Annotated in this window: 13 protein-coding genes, 1 tRNA gene and 1 pseudogene; 7 read left to right on the top strand and 8 right to left on the bottom strand. The window is 65.5% G+C overall.

The window, feature by feature from the left end:
- Positions 1–88 precede the first annotated feature (88 nt).
- Positions 89–382, bottom strand: coding sequence for a hypothetical protein (locus tag IF809_RS28840; protein WP_453981286.1), 294 nt, complete (start codon positions 380–382; stop codon positions 89–91).
- A gap of 255 nt (positions 383–637) precedes the next feature.
- Here IF809_RS28840 and IF809_RS28835 point away from each other — a divergent pair, with 255 nt between their 5' ends.
- The gene (locus IF809_RS28835; RefSeq protein ID WP_462839237.1) at positions 638–1,702 is read left to right on the top strand and encodes a polysaccharide deacetylase family protein; all 1,065 of its coding nucleotides are present in this window, start codon (positions 638–640) and stop codon (positions 1,700–1,702) included.
- A 72-nt stretch (positions 1,703–1,774) separates the two neighbouring features.
- Here the strand turns inward: IF809_RS28835 and IF809_RS28830 are convergent, their stop codons facing one another.
- The 5 genes from IF809_RS28830 to IF809_RS28810 all read right to left on the bottom strand — a co-directional run bounded on the left by IF809_RS28830 (position 1,775) and on the right by IF809_RS28810 (position 6,342).
- Complete coding sequence (locus tag IF809_RS28830) at positions 1,775–2,152, bottom strand: hypothetical protein (RefSeq protein WP_462839236.1); 378 nt, start codon at positions 2,150–2,152, stop codon at positions 1,775–1,777.
- A 186-nt stretch (positions 2,153–2,338) separates the two neighbouring features.
- Positions 2,339–2,414 (bottom strand) — tRNA-Thr (locus IF809_RS28825).
- A gap of 99 nt (positions 2,415–2,513) precedes the next feature.
- Positions 2,514–4,259, bottom strand: a complete 1,746-nt coding sequence (locus tag IF809_RS28820) for a heme biosynthesis HemY N-terminal domain-containing protein (protein WP_462839235.1) — start codon at positions 4,257–4,259, stop codon at positions 2,514–2,516.
- 47 nt (positions 4,260–4,306) lie between these two features.
- Complete coding sequence (locus IF809_RS28815) at positions 4,307–5,530, bottom strand: COG4223 family protein (protein ID WP_462839234.1); 1,224 nt, start codon at positions 5,528–5,530, stop codon at positions 4,307–4,309.
- A 65-nt stretch (positions 5,531–5,595) separates the two neighbouring features.
- Entirely contained in the window at positions 5,596–6,342 is a 747-nt protein-coding gene (locus tag IF809_RS28810; protein ID WP_128963291.1) for a uroporphyrinogen-III synthase, read from the bottom strand.
- A 151-nt stretch (positions 6,343–6,493) separates the two neighbouring features.
- On the opposite strand from IF809_RS28810, the gene tsaD reads away from it, so the two are divergent.
- The 3 genes from tsaD to IF809_RS28795 are packed head-to-tail and all read left to right on the top strand — an operon-like array spanning position 6,494 to position 8,966.
- Positions 6,494–7,567, top strand: a complete 1,074-nt coding sequence (gene tsaD / locus IF809_RS28805; protein ID WP_462839233.1) for a tRNA (adenosine(37)-N6)-threonylcarbamoyltransferase complex transferase subunit TsaD — start codon at positions 6,494–6,496, stop codon at positions 7,565–7,567.
- Positions 7,568–7,569: 2 nt separating this feature from the next.
- Positions 7,570–8,550, top strand: coding sequence for an NAD(P)H-dependent glycerol-3-phosphate dehydrogenase (locus IF809_RS28800; protein WP_462839232.1), 981 nt, complete (start codon positions 7,570–7,572; stop codon positions 8,548–8,550).
- 2 nt (positions 8,551–8,552) lie between these two features.
- Positions 8,553–8,966, top strand: a complete 414-nt coding sequence (locus IF809_RS28795) for an EVE domain-containing protein (protein WP_128963288.1) — start codon at positions 8,553–8,555, stop codon at positions 8,964–8,966.
- A gap of 7 nt (positions 8,967–8,973) precedes the next feature.
- On the opposite strand, the gene IF809_RS28790 is transcribed toward IF809_RS28795, so the two are convergent.
- Positions 8,974–10,143, bottom strand: coding sequence for a DNA topoisomerase IB (locus IF809_RS28790; RefSeq protein WP_462839231.1), 1,170 nt, complete (start codon positions 10,141–10,143; stop codon positions 8,974–8,976).
- Between the two features lie 400 nt (positions 10,144–10,543).
- Between IF809_RS28790 and acs the strand changes: the two genes are divergently transcribed.
- Entirely contained in the window at positions 10,544–12,490 is a 1,947-nt protein-coding gene (acs, locus tag IF809_RS28785) for an acetate--CoA ligase (protein WP_453994045.1), read from the top strand.
- Between the two features lie 414 nt (positions 12,491–12,904).
- Positions 12,905–13,420, top strand: a complete 516-nt coding sequence (locus IF809_RS28780) for a L,D-transpeptidase (RefSeq protein WP_462839230.1) — start codon at positions 12,905–12,907, stop codon at positions 13,418–13,420.
- Positions 13,421–13,472: 52 nt separating this feature from the next.
- Here IF809_RS28780 and IF809_RS28775 read toward each other — a convergent pair whose 3' ends face one another.
- Positions 13,473–14,063, bottom strand: a complete 591-nt coding sequence (locus IF809_RS28775; protein ID WP_128963285.1) for a thermonuclease family protein — start codon at positions 14,061–14,063, stop codon at positions 13,473–13,475.
- Positions 14,064–14,136: 73 nt separating this feature from the next.
- Here IF809_RS28775 and IF809_RS28770 point away from each other — a divergent pair.
- A pseudogene (locus tag IF809_RS28770) lies at positions 14,137–15,167 on the top strand (hypothetical protein); the annotation flags it as partial.

Below are 15,167 nucleotides of genomic sequence, written 5' to 3'. Positions count from 1 at the left end.
TGGGCTATTCTTGGCAGGCGGACCGATGCGTGCCGATGGCCCCGGCTTGACGCCGGGGCACGCCGCGCGGGAGCTTTAGAGCGCGATTTTACTGGCCGTCCTGGGCGTCGGCGACCTTGCGCGAGGCGCCCTTGGCGAGATCCTTGTCCATCACGGCGCGACAACCGGCGCTCAGATCCGAGCGATGCTTGATCATGCAGGCGGTGATCTTCGGGATGTTGGGGATTTCAGAGGAGCACAGGCGGAAGGCATCGCCGGTGCACATCTGCTGCGCTTCGGCCGAGAAGGCGAAGCTCGAGGTCGTCGAGACGATCGAGACGATGGCGGCAAAGCCGAGGGCCAGGCTGGTGTCGCGGATGGTGGCTGAAAACGACTTCGTCATGTGAAGCTCCCATTGGCACCGCGGGTGCGCGGGCCCGTTGTTGATGGGAATGACCATGCTCCCGGAAAATCCTTTCCACTGTGATGATGGTCACGGGGCGACCTATCCTCTGTGACATCGGTCACTTTGGCGCACCTACCTGAAAATCCTCCGCATCCGCCGTCGTGTTGGTGTCACGTTAACTGTTCCTTCGCATTAATGGCTCGTCGCGCGGGAAATTCCGCTGGTTTGGTTGCGTATTTGGAAAGAGTAGCGATGCGTAATGCGTTAGGCCTGATGCTGGCCAGTGTCCTCGCGGCGGTCCTGATCGCCGGAGGTTGGTACTTTTATTCCTCCCGCGCCGATCAGGGCGCTCCCAAGACAACAGCCGCCCGCGCCGCCGATCCCCTGCCGGCCAAGCTCGCCGCCAAGGACGACGTCGAGACCACAGCGGCGATCGCGGCCAAGCCCATCGCTGTCGCGGCAGCGCCCGCTCCGGCACCGGTGCCCGCGCCGGCTCCGGTTCAGCAGGCCACGACCTGCACCAATCCGAATGCACTGGGCGTCTCGCGCGTGGTCGAGATCGACACGACGGGCGGTCCGGGCTTCGGCTTCGAGCAGTTCAAGCAGTTTGATTTCCTTACCGACAAGGAGGTCGTGTTGACCTTCGACGACAGCCCCTGGCCGCACAACACGCCAGCCGTGCTCAAGGCGTTGGCCGATGAGTGCACCAAGGGCCTGTTCTTCTCGGTCGGCAAGCACGCCACCTGGCATCCGGAGATCCTGCGCCAGGTTCTGGCTCAGGGCCACACGGTGGGCACCCACACCTGGTCGCACGTCAATCTCGCCGGCAAGAAGATGACGGAGCAGCAGGCCAAGGACGAGATCGAGAAGGGCTTCAGCGCGGTGAAATGGGCGCTCGGCACCAATCCGTCGCCGTTCTTCCGCTTCCCGCAGTTGTCGCAGAGCCCGGCCCTGGTGAGCTATCTCGGCACTCGCAATCTCGGAATTTTCTCGACCGACATCGACTCCTTCGATTTCCGCAAGGAGAACACGCCGGACAAGATCGTCAACAACGTGATGACCAAGCTCGACAAGCTCGGCAAGGGCATCATCCTGATGCACGACTTCCAGAAGCGGACCGGCGAAGCGCTGCCGACGCTGCTGGCGCGTCTCAAGGCCGGCGGCTACAAGGTCGTGCAGATCAAGGCCAAGACGACGTTCGACTCGCTGCCCGAATATGACGAGGCCATCCTCAAGGAGTTGAAGGTGCCGACGTCAGGCAGTGCGACGAATGCACGCCCGGTTTCGAGCGTGGTGCAAACGGTCTCGCAGCGCTGAGCGCGTCAAGTCTCGGAAAGCATATGGCCGGGCTCAGCCCGGCCATTTTCACTTTGGGAGCTGGCGCGTTGCTCACCAATAAATGCCATGGCGGTGCAGCTCGGCGATGATGCGGCTTTCGGTCGAGCGACGCTTGTGCCTGGGCTTGTCCGCTCTTGCCGTCGTCTTCGGTGCGGGACGTGTCGCGACGGGCGCGGACGGCGGCGTCGTGGTCGTGACTGGCGCAGCGGCCGGAGTGGTGGACACCACCGGCGGACGATCGACATAAACAGGAACTGCGGCCACTGGCGCGGCCTCGCTCACTTGCGTGGTGGCGGGCATCGGCGCCGTCGTCGACTGAGATGCCAGCGCCTGCTCGTTGGCCGCGGCCAGCGAAAGGCTGCGCGAGCCGCCTGCCTGGGCCGATGCAGAGACCAGAACCATGGCGGCCACCAGAACGATCTTACGCATGTGAAATCTCCCCGCGTTTGCGTGACCGGGACACTACGGGGGAGGCGTGCGAAGTTATGTGAGAGACATCACGCGGGACCGCCGTCTCGGATTCGGCGGCACATGAAAGCGTCGACGCACGCACGCCAGTTCAGTGGGTAAGAGCTCGCGTGGCGATGGGACGAATCGGGGGAGAGTTTTGAGCGGTGGTGCCGCAAGAGGGATTCGAACCCCCGACCCCGTCATTACGAATGACGTGCTCTACCGACTGAGCTATTGCGGCGAACCCTGCCGGGGCTGGGCGATGCCGGCCCCGATACGCGCGCTTCTGATATCGGGCATGGCCCGAATTGGCAAGGACAAGGGAGGTGCGAAATACTGATCACGCGCCCCAGCGGGACCAGAATCCGCGCCAACCACCGGCCTGAGCCTTTGGCGTGCCGATTTGTTCCGTAAATTCATCGCTCGGACCCTCGTCATCGATCCCGGGATCATCAGGGGCGCGGACGATCGGGATGACGGTCTGGATCGGCGCCGGCGCGGGCTTGCCGAGGTCGGCGCGGGTCCGGAACACCGGGGTTTCCGCCAGAGGCGATGATTCGGTGACGTCAGGGGCGGGCTTGACCGGCTCGGGCGGCGTCGCCGCGGGCTCTTCCCTGGCCGCCGGGGGCGCATTGTCCTGCGCGGCTGGAGCCGCGGCCGGGGTGGGATCCGGCGCGATCACCACCGGTTCCTCCGGCGCCTCGCTCGTCGCCGTGACCCGCTTCGCCGGCGGGGCGGCGAGCATGGCTTCCTCGAAGGCCGAGGATTCGATCGTCGTGCCCTTGTCCGAAGGCAGGCTCGCCACCGGCGTCTGCCACTGGAAGGCATCGAGCCGGCCGGTGACCGGAGAAACCGGGCGCCAGCGATCGCTGACATAGCCGTCGGCGGTCCAGGCCGGGTCGTGGCGGGCACGCACCGCGCGCAAGGTCCAGGCCCGGGCGCGGCCTCCGTCGCCATGCTCGGCGCGCTCCAGCTCGGCCATCAGCAGCGCCACGCGCTGGGTTGGATCGTTGACGTAGGGAGCGAGCACTTCGCGCGCGCGGGCGAATTCGGAAGCGTCGATCGCGGCGCGCGCGATCGCGAGCTGGCCCTCGACATGGCCAGCCTTGTCGGCCGGCGTTTTCGCCGCGAGTGTCTCAACCCGCTGCAGACGCTGCCGCGCCGAATCGCCGAGTTTGACGTGCGCGTAGGCGTCGGCAAGATCTGGATGCGGATTGGCGAGCCAGGCGGCCTCGACCAGCTTCATGGCGCGGCGCACCTGATGCGCCTCGCTCTCGAATTTCGCGGCAAGCACGGCGGCCGGCACCAGCGTGGGCGCGAGCTTGACCGCTTCCATCACGCTCTCGCGCGCGACGTCGCGGTCCATCCTCTCCAATTCCAGCGCGCGCGCCGTGAGCAGCACGCCGCGCTGCCGGCGGTAGGTCGGCTTGTCGATCAGACCGGCGGACAAATTCGAATCGAGAATCGCGAGCGCGCCGCTCCAGTCGCCGCGCGCGCAGCGGAAGCCGAGCACCGCGTGCGAGGCCCAGGTCGAGGACGGCGACAGCTTGATGGCTTCCTCCGCGATCATCACCGCGCTGACCGCATCGTCGGCGCGCTGCGCCTCGATGAACAGGCCGCGCAGGCCGAGCAGCCGCGTATCCTCGCGCTCGGCCATGGCACGGAAGGCGCGCTGCGCCTCGTCGCGATTGCCCTCGAGCTGAGCCGATTGCGCATGCAAGAGAAGCGCGAGCGGATCGTCGGGCGCATGCCGCCGCGCCGCTTCGGCGTGACGGCGGGCGAGCGCGGTGTCGCCATGACCGATCGCGAGCAGGCCGTGGGTGATGGCGTGACGGCCGCGGGCATGGCGCTTCTCGTGCCGGCGGCGGCGGATTCGTCCGGGCGTCCGCCATATCGCGGTCAGGACGCTCCAGAGCAGCACGACCAGGACTGCGAAGATGCCGAGGCAGAGCACGAACACCGGAATGCTCGGTGAGGCCCGGAAGCCGCCCCAGGTCAGCACGACATTGCCGGGCTGATCGGCGACCCAGGCGGCGCCGGCGCCTGCAAGCGCGATCAGAACGAGGAAGAGGACGATGCGAAGCATGGCGATCCCTATACGCGCGGATTGTTGCGCGAGTCTTATCGAGCAATCTATGGAGCCGACTTGGCGAGACCCGCCAGAGCATCGTCGGCGAATTTGCGGGAGGCCGCGAGCGCGGCGTCTCTCGCATCGGCCTTGTCCAGCCATGCCTTCGCCGGCCCACGTTCGCTCTCGGGCAGCGTCATCAGCTCGCGCCGCGCTTCGGCGAAATCGTTGCGCAGTGCCGCGGCCGTGACCCGCGCGACGATGGCGCCGCGGTCGTTGCCGACCCCGTCGGTGCGCTCGATGCGGACGAGCTTCGACGCTCCCGCTTGAAGGCGCTCGACGATGCCGGCGCCAGGGGGAGGGGCCTCCGGCGGCGGCGACAGCTTCGGCACGATGTTGAGGAGCTCGCGGGTCAGCGCGAACGGCGTCGGGATGCCTGATGCTGCGAACATATCCAGCGGCTTCAGCATTTCGGGCTTGGCTGCGAACGACCGCGCAGCATTGAGCTGCGCCTCATAGGGATCGTTGTGGCGAACGGCTACGTCCAGCAGGGTGGCGGCAACCACATAGCGCAACGGCTTGTCGTCCATTGCCTTGGCATCGGCGATCTTCTCGCCCTGCTGCGCGAGCTCGGCGCGCGCGGTCTTGCTGGCGCGCTCGAGCTGGGAGATGCGATCGTCGAGAGCGGCGAGGACGGATGGCGAGGCGTCACGCGGCGCGGATTTCGCATCGTTCAATGCGCTCGCAATCTTGTCGGACTGCGCGCGCAAATTAGCGACGTCGTTGCGCAGAGTGCCGACGGATTTCTCCAGCGCGTCGAGCCGCGTCGTCATCGCCGGATCGGTCGCCGGCTTTCCGGCCTTGGCTTCGACTGCGGCGAGGCGTCCGCTCAGCGCATCGACCGCGGCGCTGGTCACTTGCGGCGCGGCGGGCGGAGCCTGCACCGCGGGCCACCCCAGCGCCCAACCGACTGCGATCACGACTGCCGCTGCGGCGGCGCCGGAAAATGGCGCGATGACCCAGGGAGAGATGGCGGCAGACGTTGCAGCGGCCTGCGCCTCCTCACGCTGCGGCTCCGTCTCGATCTTGGCCGCCTCGACCTCGGCGTCCTCGGGGGCGGCGTGCTCCGAGCTTGCCGGCTCGGCCGCTGGCTGCGTCTCAGGCTCGCCCGGTACGTCCTGCGGCTGGGTGGAGACTTCGGTCGCTTCGAGGTCAATGGTCGGCGGCGTGCGCTTGGCGCGGCCGGATTCGGGAGCCAGCCCTGCGTCTTCAGGCTTGTCGTCGGCCATCGTGACGGTTCCTCACACTTGCATACCAGAAGCGAGCCCGATTGCGTCGGATTCGGCCCGTCCTCTTACGCCAAACGGGTGCGCAAAGCACGCTCCAAGGCGTCAAATAAGGCATTTTCGTCCGGGCTCGCGGCCACCAGAACCTGCGATGCGCCGGCATCGCGCAGCACGCTTGCGACCGTCTCGGACAGGCAGCATTGTGGAATCGCCAGTGCCGAGATTTCGACGCCCTCGTCCCGTGCGGCATCCAGGAAGGCGCGCGCGCTGCGCCTGGAGTAATGCAGCACCGCCTCGATGCCATGCGCGGCAAAGCCTTCGCAGACCTCGCGCGGGAGAACCTTGACCGGAGCCATGCGGTAAGTGGTCTGCGTGACCACGCTGAACCCTTCCGCGCCGAGCTCGCCGCCGAGATCCCGCGACAGATCCGCCCCGGCAAGATAAAGCAGCGTACTTTTCTTCTTCAGCACCTTGTCCCGCGCGCCTTGCACGACCTTGTCGCGCAAGGAAGCGGCATCGCCGCCGGCGACGATCACATCCTTGAAACCGACCTCGCGCGCCACGGAAGCCGTATGCTCGCCGACCGCAAAGAGCGGCAGCGCCAAAAGGCCGCGATCGCGCAGTTGCGCCGCGATGGCACGGATCGCATTCGCCGACGTGACGATAATGGCGCCATAATTCGTCTCACTCTCGTCGTGAAAGGCAACCGGCTCGCATTTGAGTACGGGCGCAAGCAGCACCACATGCCCCCGGGCGCGCAGATTTTCCGCCGTCGTCTCGTTGTCGGGATGCGGCCGTGTGACAAGAATGGACATCGCTTATGTTCCCGAACCACCCGGCGGTGACGCATTCGCGAGGGAGAGCGGCGCGTGACGATTGCGCAAGATGACCCCGGAATGCTACCGCGTTAGCAGAACTCTGCTTTACGGATGAGCGCAAGGGCGCAAATTGGATAACAATTCGCCAATGCTGGTACTGGGTATCGAGACCACCTGCGACGAGACCGCGGCGGCCGTGATCGAGCGCGCGTCCGACGGCAGCGGCAGGATCCTGTCCAATATCGTGCGGTCACAAATCGAGGAGCACGCCCGCTTCGGCGGCGTCGTTCCGGAAATCGCCGCGCGCGCCCATGTCGAACTGCTCGACGGCATCATCGACCGCGCCATGAGCGAAGCTGGCATCGGCTTCGCCCAGCTCAATGGCGTCGCAGCTGCCGCGGGGCCGGGACTGATCGGGGGCGTCATCGTCGGGCTCACGACCGCGAAGGCGATCGCGATGGTGCACGACACGCCGCTGGTCGCAGTCAACCATCTCGAGGCACATGCGCTGACGCCGCGCCTGACCGACGGCATCGAATTCCCGTACTGCCTGTTCCTCGCCTCCGGCGGCCACACCCAGATCGTCGCGGTGACCGGCGTCGGCCATTATGTGCGACTCGGCACCACCGTCGACGACGCCATCGGCGAGGCCTTCGACAAGGTCGCGAAGATGCTGGGCCTGCCCTATCCCGGCGGACCGCAGGTCGAACGCGCCGCGGCAAACGGCGATGCCACGCGCTTTGCGTTTCCAAGACCGATGCAGGGACGGCCCGATGCCAATTTCTCGCTGTCAGGATTGAAGACGGCCGTCCGCACCGAAGCGAGCCGCCTGGCCGAGATCACGCCGCAGGACGTCAGCGATCTCTGTGCGAGCTTCCAGGCTGCGGTGCTGGACTCGACGGCCGATCGCCTCAACGTTGGCCTGAAGCTTTTCCGCGAACAATTCGGTGCGCCGCGTGCGCTGGTCGCGGCCGGCGGTGTCGCCGCCAACAGGGCAATCCGCGGCGTGCTGTTTGACGTTGCAAAGCAGGCCGGGACCCAGCTGATCATGCCGCCGCCGGCGCTCTGCACCGACAACGGCGCGATGATCGCTTGGGCCGGCGCCGAACGCCTCGCGCTCGGCATCACCGATACGATGGACGCGCAGCCGCGCGCGCGCTGGCTGCTCGACGCGAATGCGACCGCGCCTGATGGTTACGGCAAGACGCGGGCGGGATACTGACAATGGCTGCGTTCGACTCCGTCGCGGTGATCGGTGCCGGCGCCTGGGGCACCGCGCTGGCGACGGTAGCCGCACGTGCCGGACGGAAGGTGACGCTGTGGGCGCGCAATGCGGAACATGCGACGCGGATCGCATCAACGCGTGACAATCCGCGGCTGCCGGGCGTGCTGCTCGCGCCCGAGATTGTCGTGACGAGCGATCTGGCGCTCGCCGCGCGTGCCGACATGCTTCTGATCGCGACGCCCGCGCAACATTTGCGTGGCGCGGTCAACCTGCTGGCCTCGCACATTGCAAATCCAACGCCCGTTGTGGCCTGCGCCAAGGGTATCGAGCACGGCACCCGCAAATTCATGACCGAAGTGATCGCGGAAGCCGCGCCGCACGCGCAGCCTGCGATCCTGTCAGGCCCAAGCTTCGCCGACGACGTCGCGCGCGGACTGCCGACGGCAGTGACGCTGGCGGCAAAGGACGAAGCGCTGGCGAGCCGGATGGTGCAGGCGTTGGGCTCAGCGACCTTCCGGCCTTATCACACCACTGATGTCCGCGGCGTCGAAATCGGTGGCGCCGCCAAGAACGTGCTGGCAATTGCCGCCGGCATCGTGGTCGGCCGCAACCTCGGCGCCTCCGCGCTCGCCGCACTGACGACGCGCGGCTTCAGCGAGCTGGCGCGGCTCGGGCGCGCCTGCGGCGCGCGCGCGGAAACGCTCTCGGGTCTCTCCGGCCTCGGCGACCTCCTATTGAGCTGTTCGACGGCGCAATCGCGCAATTTTGCACTCGGGATCGCGCTCGGTCGTGGAGAGGGGGCGCCCGCAGGCAAGCTGGCGGAAGGCGCATTCACCGCGCCGGTGCTGGTCGAGCTCGCGGTCTCGCAAAACGTCGCGATGCCGGTATCAGAGGCCGTCGCAGCGATTCTCGGCGGCAGAAGCACGATCGATGCCGCGATATCGGCGCTGTTGACCCGCCCCTTCAAAGCAGAGGAATGAGCATGGCGTACTGGCTGGTGAAATCCGAACCATCGGTGTGGTCCTGGGACCAGCAGGTTGCGAAGGGCGCCAAGGGCGAAGCCTGGACCGGCGTGCGCAACTACACCGCGCGCCAGAACCTCGTGAACATGAAGAAGGGCGACAAGGCGTTCTTCTACCATTCCAACGAGGGCAAGGAGATCGTCGGCATCGCGGAAGTCATCAAGGAGGCCTATCCCGATCCGACCGACAAGACCGAAAGATTCGTCTGCGTCGACATCAAGGCCGACAAGCCGTTGAAGACGCCGGTGACGATGGCCGCGATCAAGGCCGAGAAGAAGCTCGCCGAGATGGCCCTGGTGAAATATTCGCGCCTGTCGGTGCAGCCGGTGACGGCCGAGGAATGGAAGCTCGTCTGCAAGATGGGTGGAGTGTAGCGACGGGTTACACCGCCGCAGTCGCCACCACCTGCGCCAGCAGCTGCTCACGCCTTGCCTGCGAGCGCTGGCCTTTCATGGTCGCGGCGAAGCGCTCGAGGATTCCTTCCTCGAAGGCGGTGACGATGGTGTCGTGAACGTAGCTCTTGCGGCAGATTGCCGGCGTGTTGGAGAGCTTGTCGGCGGCGGCGCGGATCGCATCCAGCACCTGCTTCTTGCGGCCGCGCTGGCTGGTGGCCGGCGTGATCCGCGACAGCGATTCCACGACGACGGCAGACGCCATCAGCGTGCGGAAGTCCTTCAGCGAAATCTTGATGCCGGCGATCTCGCGCAGGAATGCGTTCACCTGCGTGGTGCTGACCGCACGCACGATGCCGTAGGCATCGCGGTACTGGAACATCCGCTTGCCGGGGACGCCCTGCAAAATGCCGACGGCGCGCACCAGCTTGGCGGCGTCGCATTCCTTGCGCACGGCCTTGCCGCCCTTCGCCTTGAAGGTCAGCACGAAGCAGTCGTCTTCCAGGGTGACGTTCGACTTCAGCAGCGTGGTCGCGCCGCGGGTGCCGTTGAGGCGGGCGTAGGATTCATTGCCGGGACGGATCGCGGTGCGCGCGATCAGCTCGATCACCGCCGAGAGTGCAAACTCCCGCGTCGGCTCGTCGCCCGACAGGAACGCCGAGACCTTGCGCCGGATCTTGGGCAGCGCACCGACCAGCTTTTCCAGACGATGCGCCTTGCGCTGCTCGCGGACCTTCTCCCAGTCGGCATGATAGCGATATTGCAGCCGGCCCGCGGCATCGCGGCCCACCGCCTGGAGGTGCGAGCTTGGGTCGGCGGAGTAGCGCACCTCGCGATAGGCCGGTGGAACCGCCATGGCGTGCAGCCGGCGGATGGTCCGGGCGTCGCGGATATGCGCGCCGTTGGGGCGGACGAAGGAATATCCCTTGCCGCGCCTGATGCGGCGAATGGTCAGCTCGTTCTGGTCGCCGAGCCGCAAGCCCAGCTCCTTGGCAAGCGCCTCAACCGAGCTCGCCGGGGCCATGTCGTAGACCTTTTTCGGGCTGGGACGCGAGGAACCGGCCGGTTTCGGCCATTGTCCGAGGGCCTTGGCCAGCGCAATGGCGGCAGGATCGGCCGAAGCGGGCCGCGCCGTGCCGAGATTCTGCTGATCCATCATAGCCTTAAGCCTTTAGCCCTGTCTGTTACCGGTCAATGCCGCTGTTCTGATTTTTGTTCCAAGAAGTCTCTTCGGACCCCGGGTTGGCCATTTAGGGTGTTCCGAACCGCATTGCGAGTCCCGAATCAGTGAAAGAAGGTTTCTAAATACCTCCTATGATGCATGGGCGACCTGCGCGGGGCTGTTCCGGAAATTGGGGTCAAGAGCGAATGCAGACGGTCCGCTTGTTTCAGACTTGCGACAACCGGACCGCGAACCTTGATCCTCCGCATGGCCGGCCCCTCATCGAAGGTCCAGCTTGTGCTGCTTGTCGGGTCCGGTTAGCCCGACGCATAATCGTCCAACGATGAAATCGGCTTGCCAGTCCCCTGTGCTCGGCTTGCCGTATGTGGAGGGAAGCATGTCCGAGAAGATCTACGACGTCCCCGCGGAATGGGCCAAGCGGGCCTGGATCGACCAGGCCAAGTACAAGGACATGTACGCCCGATCGCTCGCGGACCCCAACGCCTTCTGGGCCGAGCAGGCCAAGCGCATCGACTGGATGCACGCGCCGACCAAGATCGAAAACGTCTCCTTCGCGCCGGGTAACATCTCGATCAAATGGTTCGAGGACGGCATCCTCAACGTCGCCCATAACTGCATCGACCGCCATCTCGCCAAGCGCGGCAACCAGACCGCGATCATCTGGGAAGGCGACGATCCCTCGCAGTCGAAGCACATCACCTACAAGGAGCTGCACGACGAGGTCTGCCGGATGGCCAACATCCTGCGCACCCGCAATGTTAGGAAGGGTGACCGCGTCACCATCTATCTGCCGATGATTCCGGAAGCGGCCTACGCGATGCTGGCCTGCGCGCGGATCGGCGCGATCCACTCCGTGGTGTTCGCCGGCTTCTCGCCAGATTCGCTCGCCCAGCGCATCAACGACTGCCAGTCCAAGGTGATCATCACCGCGGACGAAGGCCTGCGCGGCGGCAAGAAGGTGCCGCTGAAGGCCAATGTCGATGCGGCGCTTGCCAAGGCCGACGGCGTCGATTGGGTCATCGTCGTCAAGCGCACCGGCGGCAAGGTCGACATGAACCCGACGCGGGACCTCTGGTATCACGAGGCGGCGGCGATGGTGACGACGGACTGCCCGGTCGAGCACATGCACGCCGAAGATCCGCTGTTCATTCTCTACACCTCGGGCTCGACCGGCCAGCCCAAGGGCGTGCTGCACACCTCAGGCGGCTATCTCGTGTTCGCCTCGATGACGCATCAATACGTGTTCGATTATCACGACGGCGACATCTACTGGTGCACCGCCGACGTCGGCTGGGTCACCGGCCACAGCTACATTCTCTACGGGCCGCTCGCCAATGGCGCGACCACGCTGATGTTCGAAGGCGTGCCGAATTACCCGGACAATTCCCGGTTCTGGAACGTCATCGACAAGCACAAGGTCAACATCTTCTACACCGCACCCACCGCGATCCGCGCGCTGATGCAGGGCGGCGATGAGCCCGTGAAGAAGACCTCGCGCGCGAGCTTGCGTCTGCTCGGCTCGGTCGGCGAGCCGATCAATCCGGAAGCCTGGGAGTGGTATCACCGCGTCGTCGGCGACGATCGCTGTCCGATCGTCGACACCTGGTGGCAGACCGAGACCGGCGGCATCCTGATCACGCCGCTGCCGGGCGCGACCAAGCTCAAGCCCGGCTCGGCGACGCAGCCGTTCTTCGGCGTTGCGCCCGAGATCGTCGACGCCGATGGCAAGGTGCTGGAGGGTGAGACATCAGGCAATCTGTGTTTGACGCGCTCATGGCCCGGCCAGATGCGCACGGTCTACGGCGATCACGCGCGCTTCGAGCAGACCTATTTCTCGACCTACAAAGGTAAGTACTTTACGGGTGACGGCTGCCGCCGTGATGCCGATGGGTATTACTGGATCACCGGCCGCGTCGACGACGTCATCAACGTCTCCGGCCATCGCATGGGCACCGCCGAAGTCGAAAGCGCGCTGGTGGCGCATGAGAAGGTTTCGGAGGCCGCCGTCGTCGGCTTCCCGCACGACATCAAGGGCCAGGGCATCTATGCCTATGTCACCCTGATGGCCGGCATCGAGCCGACCGAGGACCTGCGCAAGGAGCTCGTCACCTGGGTGCGCAAGGAGATCGGTCCGATCGCCTCGCCCGACCAGATCCAGTTCGCTCCCGGCCTGCCCAAGACCCGCTCCGGCAAGATCATGCGCCGCATCCTGCGCAAGATCGCCGAGGACGAGCCGGGCAGCCTCGGCGACACCTCGACGCTGGCCGATCCCGCCGTCGTCGACGATCTCGTCAAGAACCGGCAGAACAGGAAGCCGGCGTAAGCTCTCGTGCCCCGGACGCAGCGCAGCGTCTCTTCGACGATGCGCTGCAGAGCCGGGGCCCATCCATCTACGCAGAAGAAAGAGCTGGGTCTCGGCTCTGCTTCGCAGCACTGCGTGCCGCGCCGCGTCCGGGACACGAGCTTAGACACAGCATCCCTGAAGGACCCCCCGTTCACATCCTCACGCACTTGTCACGATGCGGGGCGGCGCGGCTGCATCTTTCCCGCCGGGTGTTGTTTTCAGGTCATTTACTTTACTTCGAACATTTCCTTTCTTTGCCCTGCTGGCTGGCCTTTGGCACACGCGCGTGGAAACCGCCCGGTTAACAAACGCGGTCAAGAATGTCTGAGGCAGGCCGGCAATTGCCGGTTTTGCGTGAATTTGGACGATCCGTTTCGGGGCAGGGGAAAATCGATGTCTATGAAGATTGCGCTGGCGTTGGCCACCACCATCGGGGCCGGGCTCTTGATATCGTCGACGGCCGAGGCGCGGCCGGAAATGGTGGGTACGCACATGGCCGATTATTCGCCGGGCACCATCGTGGTCAAAACCAACGAGCGGCGGCTCTATCTCATCCTCGATGACGGGCACGCGGTGCGTTACCCGGTCGGCGTCGGTAAGTCCGGCAAACAGTGGGCCGGCACGACCCGGATCGACGGCAAATATCGCAATCCGGCCTGGTCGCCGCCCGACGAGGTTAAGCGCGACAAGCCGCAGCTTCCCGACGTCATTCCGGGCGGCTCGCCGCGCAACCCGATGGGTGTTGCTGCGATGACGCTGGCCGGCGGGGAATATGCCATCCACGGCACCAACGTGCCCGGCTCGGTCGGTGGCTTCGTCTCTTACGGCTGCATCCGCATGCTCAACGACGACATCACCGATCTCTACAGCCGCGTCTCGGTCGGAACGAAGGTCGTCGTGACGCGCTGATCGCCGCGGTCGCAACAGAGATTGAAAGCCGCGTTTCGACGCGGCTTTTTCGTTACCAGAAGCGCCAGCGCCTCGCGCACCAGCCGTCGCGATGGCCGCCATTGTAGCTGCGGGCGTAACCGCCCGCGAGCATCGCGGCCGAAACGTTGGGGGTTCGTTGGGTCGCGACGTCGGCGAGGACGCGCCCGTATTTTTCCGAGCCGAGATTGTAGATTGCGACGCCGCCCTGACCGAGCAGAGAGCGCAACGCCTCGGTGGCGGCTTCCGCCTTGTCCAGTTCGTCCTGGCAGGATGCCTTCATCTCGGGCGCATCGATGCCGCGCAGGCGAACGCGCGCGACGAGATCGCGCCCACCGCGCCGGTGCACGCGCGCCAGAAAGGTGTCGCCGTCGACGGTGCGGATGACATCGACCGGCAGGCGGTCGTCGGGGCCGCCTGACTGCCGAAGAATGATCTCGGCATCCTGCGCGCGCGCATCGGCCGGATGCCGAAGCGGCCAATTCGCCCCATGCCGGAAGGTGAGCACGATCGCCGCCACGATGGCCACCACGAACATCCATGGCAACAATCCCGAGAAGCGATGGCGGAACGGCGAGCCGCCGAACCGTGGCCGATGGAGATTGGGACGATCCGGAAAACGCATCAGATCAGGCTAGGACTGAGTCGGGGAACACGGCAAGGCACGGCCGAGCCATGGCCTGCGGACGATAGCGCCAGTGCGGCGGTTCGCCCGGATGATCGCTGGCCGTAAAATCGCACCTGCGCGCAGCGCGGTTCCGAGTGCTCTCCTTCCGGTACCCCCTGTAGTTGTACGGGGTTTGATCTTCAGCTCTTGTTTAGTAATAGAGCAGAGTACTCGGTATGCGTGTGGGGGAGCGGTAGGCATGGCATCGTTCAAGTTTCGCATCGGTACAAAGCTCGGACTGACGGCAAGTGCGGGGGTCCTTCTCGTTGGAGGCATGCTCGGCAACCAGCTCATCAGGAACGGGCAGATCGCGGGACTGAGCGAATTGGTGGTCATCAACACCGCCAACAAGGCGAATGCCCAGGGCGCCGAGCTCGCAGTGACCCGGGCGCGCCTCGCAGTGGCGGAGATCGGATCTGCCGCTACCGCCGACAGCCTCGCCAAACAAATGGAAGTGCTGCGCAATTCCCTTGCCAATGCCACGACCGAAATAGACGCGGCATTGGAGCGATCCAAGCGCGCCGAAGCCAAAGAGCTCTGCCGAGAGGTGAAGCTCCAGCTCGAAGCCTCCCTCAAGGCCGGCAACGATCTCGGCGAGGCTCGCGGCATCGCCATCAAGGAATTCGCCGCGACTAACCAGATTGAAGATGCCTGGAACAAGTCCCTCGATAAATTGCTGACATCGCCCGCCGTCGCCGCATCGTCGAATCACCTCAACATCGAGGCTGCGTTGCGCGAAGCCAACGCGTCCTTCAAGGCGGTCAGCGCCTCCGATTGGCATTTCACGGCAACCGGTGACGTCGAGCAGAAAGACCGTATCGCCGGCCTTGCCGACGCGATGATCGGTGTCCTGAAACGGGTGCGCCAGTCGGCTGGCGGCGACAAGGAGATCGCGGACGGAATCGACGCGCTGGGGGCCCTGGCCGTACGCTACAAGGCCGCGGCCGCCGCAGCCGTGAAGGCGGAGGACACCAAGACACGCATACTTGAAGAGCGGCTGCGTCCGGCCGCTAAGGAAATCTCAACGCGCGTCGACAAGCTGGTCGCCGCCAACAACGAATA

The organism is Bradyrhizobium sp. UFLA06-24, assembly GCF_054967145.1.
The sequence above is the reverse complement of the archived record's forward strand: the minus strand, read 5'-3'. Positions and strand labels throughout refer to the sequence as shown.

Coding starts and splice junctions, on each gene's coding strand:
- IF809_RS28840 (WP_453981286.1), bottom strand. CDS start 382: ATGACGAAGTCGTTTTCAGCCACCATCCGCGACACCAGCCTGGCCCTC.
- IF809_RS28835 (WP_462839237.1), top strand. CDS start 638: ATGCGTAATGCGTTAGGCCTGATGCTGGCCAGTGTCCTCGCGGCGGTC.
- IF809_RS28830 (WP_462839236.1), bottom strand. CDS start 2,152: ATGCGTAAGATCGTTCTGGTGGCCGCCATGGTTCTGGTCTCTGCATCG.
- IF809_RS28820 (WP_462839235.1), bottom strand. CDS start 4,259: ATGCTTCGCATCGTCCTCTTCCTCGTTCTGATCGCGCTTGCAGGCGCC.
- IF809_RS28815 (WP_462839234.1), bottom strand. CDS start 5,530: ATGGCCGACGACAAGCCTGAAGACGCAGGGCTGGCTCCCGAATCCGGC.
- IF809_RS28810 (WP_128963291.1), bottom strand. CDS start 6,342: ATGTCCATTCTTGTCACACGGCCGCATCCCGACAACGAGACGACGGCG.
- tsaD (WP_462839233.1), top strand. CDS start 6,494: ATGCTGGTACTGGGTATCGAGACCACCTGCGACGAGACCGCGGCGGCC.
- IF809_RS28800 (WP_462839232.1), top strand. CDS start 7,570: ATGGCTGCGTTCGACTCCGTCGCGGTGATCGGTGCCGGCGCCTGGGGC.
- IF809_RS28795 (WP_128963288.1), top strand. CDS start 8,553: ATGGCGTACTGGCTGGTGAAATCCGAACCATCGGTGTGGTCCTGGGAC.
- IF809_RS28790 (WP_462839231.1), bottom strand. CDS start 10,143: ATGATGGATCAGCAGAATCTCGGCACGGCGCGGCCCGCTTCGGCCGAT.
- acs (WP_453994045.1), top strand. CDS start 10,544: ATGTCCGAGAAGATCTACGACGTCCCCGCGGAATGGGCCAAGCGGGCC.
- IF809_RS28780 (WP_462839230.1), top strand. CDS start 12,905: ATGTCTATGAAGATTGCGCTGGCGTTGGCCACCACCATCGGGGCCGGG.
- IF809_RS28775 (WP_128963285.1), bottom strand. CDS start 14,063: ATGCGTTTTCCGGATCGTCCCAATCTCCATCGGCCACGGTTCGGCGGC.